Below are 3,917 nucleotides of genomic sequence, written 5' to 3'. Positions count from 1 at the left end.
CATTTGTTTTGATTATCAGAGTCTTTTGCGCTGTAGGTATATTTTTTCACCGTTTTTTGCTCCTGTTCGTTGCTTAGAATCAGGGACTATTAATAGATAATCCCACGGGTGTCAAGAAAAAAGTAAGCCGGAGACAGGCGTCAACTCGCCGTTTTCATTCGTCTGCGCATCTATTGCTTTGACAATGGACATGATTTCTGCAATTTTCCAGTTGCCATGGAACATCTTGAAATTGAATTGAAATTTATGATTTTGAATCTATCCGGCCTGCGGGGCCGTCTCCTGGGTCTCGGCGCCGTGCGCATCGGCGAACGCACATTCGAGCAGAATATGCGCTACGACACCGAAGACGGTCGGTTGCTGAAGAACAACTGCCTGCTGCGTCTGAGAAAAGACCGGGGCACCACGCTCACCTTCAAATCTCCACCACCGGCAACCGACGCCCGTTTCAAGATTCACCGGGAACTGGAAGTGAGTGTCAGCGATTTCGAGACCATGGACGCCATTTTGAATGCCCTGGGCTACGTTCGCTGCCAGATCTACGAAAAATGGCGCGAAACCTGGCAGTTGAACGACGCCACGTTGTGTATGGACACCATGCCCTTTGGCCGGTTTCTGGAGATCGAAGGTTCGCCGGACACGATCATGCCCATTGTCCACGCCCTGGGGTTGAGCTGGGAGCGGCGCATTCTTTCCAGCTATCTGGGCATATTCGAAATCCTGCGGGAAAAGGAAGGTCTGAACTTCGGCGACGTCACGTTCGACAACTTTAACACCGTCAACGTTCGTTTCGACCGATACGCCCGCCTGTTTGAAGCCGGCCGTGAATGACCGGATCGCCCTATTTTTTACCCTGAGCCGGCCCTTTACAGGTCACCCGTGCATCCAGGCGGCCGCCGGCCTCTACCACCAGATCCCCGCAGATGATCTCTCCGGTGCATTTTCCCGTGGTAAGAATCACCAACTGCCCCACCGTTTCCACACGGCCTTCAAAGCTGCCTCCGACCGTCAAGGTGTCGGCTTTGGTGTCTGCCGCAATGTGACCCTCCTCGCTGATGACCACACTTTCACCGGTGAGGGTGCCCTTGACCGATCCCTTGACCACCAGATTGCCCCTGCCAACCAAGGATCCGTCTACGGTCATGCCTTTGTCGATAATGGAAAACTTATTACCATTGTCCTTCACATCCGCTCTCCTGATAACTGGGTGGTAACCATATGGTAAAAGGGTCGGATAATCACGGCTCCCGGGGTTTAAAACCGGGAACGGGTGTCTTCTTTCTTTTCCGTTTCGACACCTTCTGTCAGCGATGGGTCGTCGACCGGCCCTCTGGCCGGCACCGTCGGCGATAGGTTCCCGGGATCACTTTCCCGGATGGGTGCGATTGGAAGACGGTCCTTCTCTTCTTGCGAATCCGCGGACGGTACCGTTGCCTCGGGCGGCAAATTGGCCGACGTCGATGCCTCTGGAACCGCAGGGACGTCGGTTGTCTCGCTCGCCTTGACGGGTTGCGCCGCCGGCGTGGAAACCGGCGCTGGATCCGGTCTGGAAGCAGGCAAATCGATGGGGAAATCTTTTTCCAGAATCTTGGCCCCGGAAGCGTCAAACACATAGACGGTGGCGGCTTTAAAGGACGAAGGGTCCGTCTGAGCCATTGCCTTGATCTCCATGTCTCTGTACCGGGAGATTCTGAATGGCTGTCCCCGTTGGCCATCAGGCTCGCCGTTGACCAGCTTCACGTCCGGCATGACCGTCCACGCACCGGGATCCATCCGGTCGGCCTTTAGCACCACCACACACCGGCCCGCAACCGGTGAAGAGCGGGGACCGGTATTTTTTACCCGGAATCGCGCCAGGAGGATCTTTTTTCCTGCATCGTGTTTTACTTCCAGGTCATCCATGGCAACCACCGGCTGCTTCGGTTCTGCGGTTGTTTTGGCCGGGGCGGCGTCCGGAACGGATGCCTTGGCCTGGCTAACCGGGGGCACCGCTGCCGGCGGCGCGGAGGATGCTTTGGCAACCGTTTGTCTGGCTGCAGCTGAGGGTTCCGTCTCTTTTTTACCCGCTTCGATGGTCGGCGAGGGATCCGCCTTGGCATCAACGGTTTTCACAGGCGCCGGCTGCCCAACACGCGACTGTCGAACGGGCACCAGCAGCCCCGCTTTTTCCATGCGTGCTTCAGCCAGCACCAATTCAGCCGTAATCAGTTCATGTTCGCTCTTGTAACGAACCACTTGGCGGTTGGCATCGGTAAGCTGGGCCATGGTCCGGCGATGCCTGACTCTCTCTGCGGTCAGCTGCCACCCCAATCCGGCGCATGCCAGCCCCAGAATCACCAAAAATACCGCCAACGTCACGGCGATTCCCTTGATTCTCTTGAAAGGAATGATCCGCCCGTCGTCCGCCACCAGTAAAAGCTGCCATCGCTTTTCGGGTTTTGCCATGGGTCAGGCTTTCCTCACGTATGATATGGCACGCGGTGTGCCGGTTACTGGTTTAACCGTTAAAGGCGCTTTCGCTCGACCGACACGCCCAGGTGGCGATAGGCCGCATCAGAGGTCCGCCGGCCCGATGACGTGCGTATCACCATGCCGATTTTCAGCAGATAAGGCTCCACCACATCCACCAAGGTATCGGTCTCTTCCTGGAGGGTGGCGGAGATCGCTTCGATACCCACTGGACCACCGCCGTAATAATCGATGATGGTTTTCAGGTAGCGATAATCCAATCGGGTGAGCCCCCTGTTGTCTACCCCCTCCAGCGCCAAGGCCGCTTCCACGGTGGGCTTGGAGATGGCACCGTCGCCACGGACCTGGGCATAATCCCGAACCCGCTTGAGAAGCCGGTTGACGATCCGAGGCGTTCCCCGTGAGCGTTTGGCCAGTTCCATGGCACCCGGTTTGTCGATAGCGACGTCCAGAAGCGCCGCTGACCGGGTGGTGATTTGCACCAAATCATCCAGGCCGTAAAAATCGAGGCTTCGAAAAATACCGAAGCGGTCCCGCAGCGGGGCGGAGAGCAGGCCCACCCGCGTGGTGGCGCCCACCAACGTAAAACATTTCAACCGGTATCGGTGGCTGCGGGCATGAATGCCCTTGTCGAAGACAAAGTCCACGGCAAAATCTTCCATGGCGGGGTAGAGGAATTCCTCCACTGTCTTGGGGGTACGGTGAATTTCGTCAACGAAAAGCACATCCCCTTCTCCGAGGTGGGTAAGGATCCCGATCAGGTCACCCCCCTTTTCCAACGCCGGTCCCGATGTCACGGTCAGTGTCCCGCCCATTTCATTGGCAATGATGTGGGCCAAGGTGGTCTTGCCCAGCCCCGGCGGGCCATGAAAAAGAACATGCTCCAGGGGTTCTGACCTTAGCTTGGCCGCCTCGATGGCGATCTTCAAGGTCTCCACCACCTCGGCCTGCCCGACGTACTCATGCAGCCGTTCGGGACGCAGGGAGAGAATGTCCGGATCCCGATCATCGGGCTGAACGGCACCATCGAGGATGGCTGTTTCATCTGAACTGTGGGTGAGAATACGATCCGCCATCAAGGGGTCCATGTTTGCAGTTCAACCGTCTTCAAACAACCGATTTACTCGAGTGGGGATCGCTGTCTATTGCCGTTGTCCCCGATAAATTTCGTCAAACAACTGCTCTGCGGTGGCAATGGCGCTGTTATTTTTCATGGCATCGGCGACCATCTGCCGGGCATCGGTGGTTCGGTAGCCCAGCTGGGATACCAGCACATCCATCACCATCTGGACAAAATCTTCATCCACTGGCACCGGCGCCCCTTCTTTTTCATGTCTGATCAGGGCAAACTTGTTCATCTTGCCCTGCAGGGAGGCAACGATTTTATGGGCCGTTCGATCACCAATCCCGCTCAATTGTTTCAAGGTTTTGACATCTCCGCTTTCGAT

General features: G+C 56.6%; 4 protein-coding genes and 1 pseudogene. 1 reads left to right on the top strand and 4 read right to left on the bottom strand.

The annotated features are described in order from the left end of the window. Positions 1-237: 237 nt before the first annotated feature. A complete protein-coding gene (locus ABYV26_RS22520) occupies positions 238-831 on the top strand; it encodes a class IV adenylate cyclase (RefSeq protein ID WP_372683602.1) in 594 nt (197 codons plus the stop codon). A gap of 10 nt (positions 832-841) precedes the next feature. Here the strand turns inward: ABYV26_RS22520 and ABYV26_RS22515 are convergent, their stop codons facing one another. The 4 genes and pseudogenes from ABYV26_RS22515 to ABYV26_RS22500 all read right to left on the bottom strand — a co-directional run. Continuing rightward, positions 842-1,186, bottom strand: a complete 345-nt coding sequence (locus ABYV26_RS22515) for a polymer-forming cytoskeletal protein (RefSeq protein ID WP_372683601.1) — start codon at positions 1,184-1,186, stop codon at positions 842-844. A gap of 68 nt (positions 1,187-1,254) precedes the next feature. Beyond that, on the bottom strand, positions 1,255-2,445 hold the full coding sequence (locus ABYV26_RS22510) for a hypothetical protein (RefSeq protein ID WP_372683600.1): 1,191 nt from the start codon (positions 2,443-2,445) through the stop codon (positions 1,255-1,257). 59 nt (positions 2,446-2,504) lie between these two features. Continuing rightward, positions 2,505-3,545 (bottom strand): Holliday junction branch migration DNA helicase RuvB, encoded by a 1,041-nt coding sequence (gene ruvB / locus ABYV26_RS22505; RefSeq protein WP_372683599.1) that lies wholly within the window; start codon positions 3,543-3,545, stop codon positions 2,505-2,507. Positions 3,546-3,611: 66 nt separating this feature from the next. Beyond that, positions 3,612-3,917, bottom strand: a pseudogene (locus ABYV26_RS22500) (Holliday junction DNA helicase RuvA); the annotation flags it as partial.

It is taken from the genome of Desulfosarcina sp. (assembly GCF_041551955.1).
Classification (GTDB): Bacteria; Desulfobacterota; Desulfobacteria; order Desulfobacterales; family Desulfosarcinaceae; genus Desulfosarcina.
The sequence above is the reverse complement of the archived record's forward strand: the minus strand, read 5'-3'. Positions and strand labels throughout refer to the sequence as shown.

Bases quoted from the DNA above. Each gene is read 5' to 3' on its own strand.
- ruvB (WP_372683599.1), bottom strand. From the start codon at position 3,545: ATGGCGGATCGTATTCTCACCCACAGTTCAGATGAAACAGCCATCCTC.
- ABYV26_RS22510 (WP_372683600.1), bottom strand. From the start codon at position 2,445: ATGGCAAAACCCGAAAAGCGATGGCAGCTTTTACTGGTGGCGGACGAC.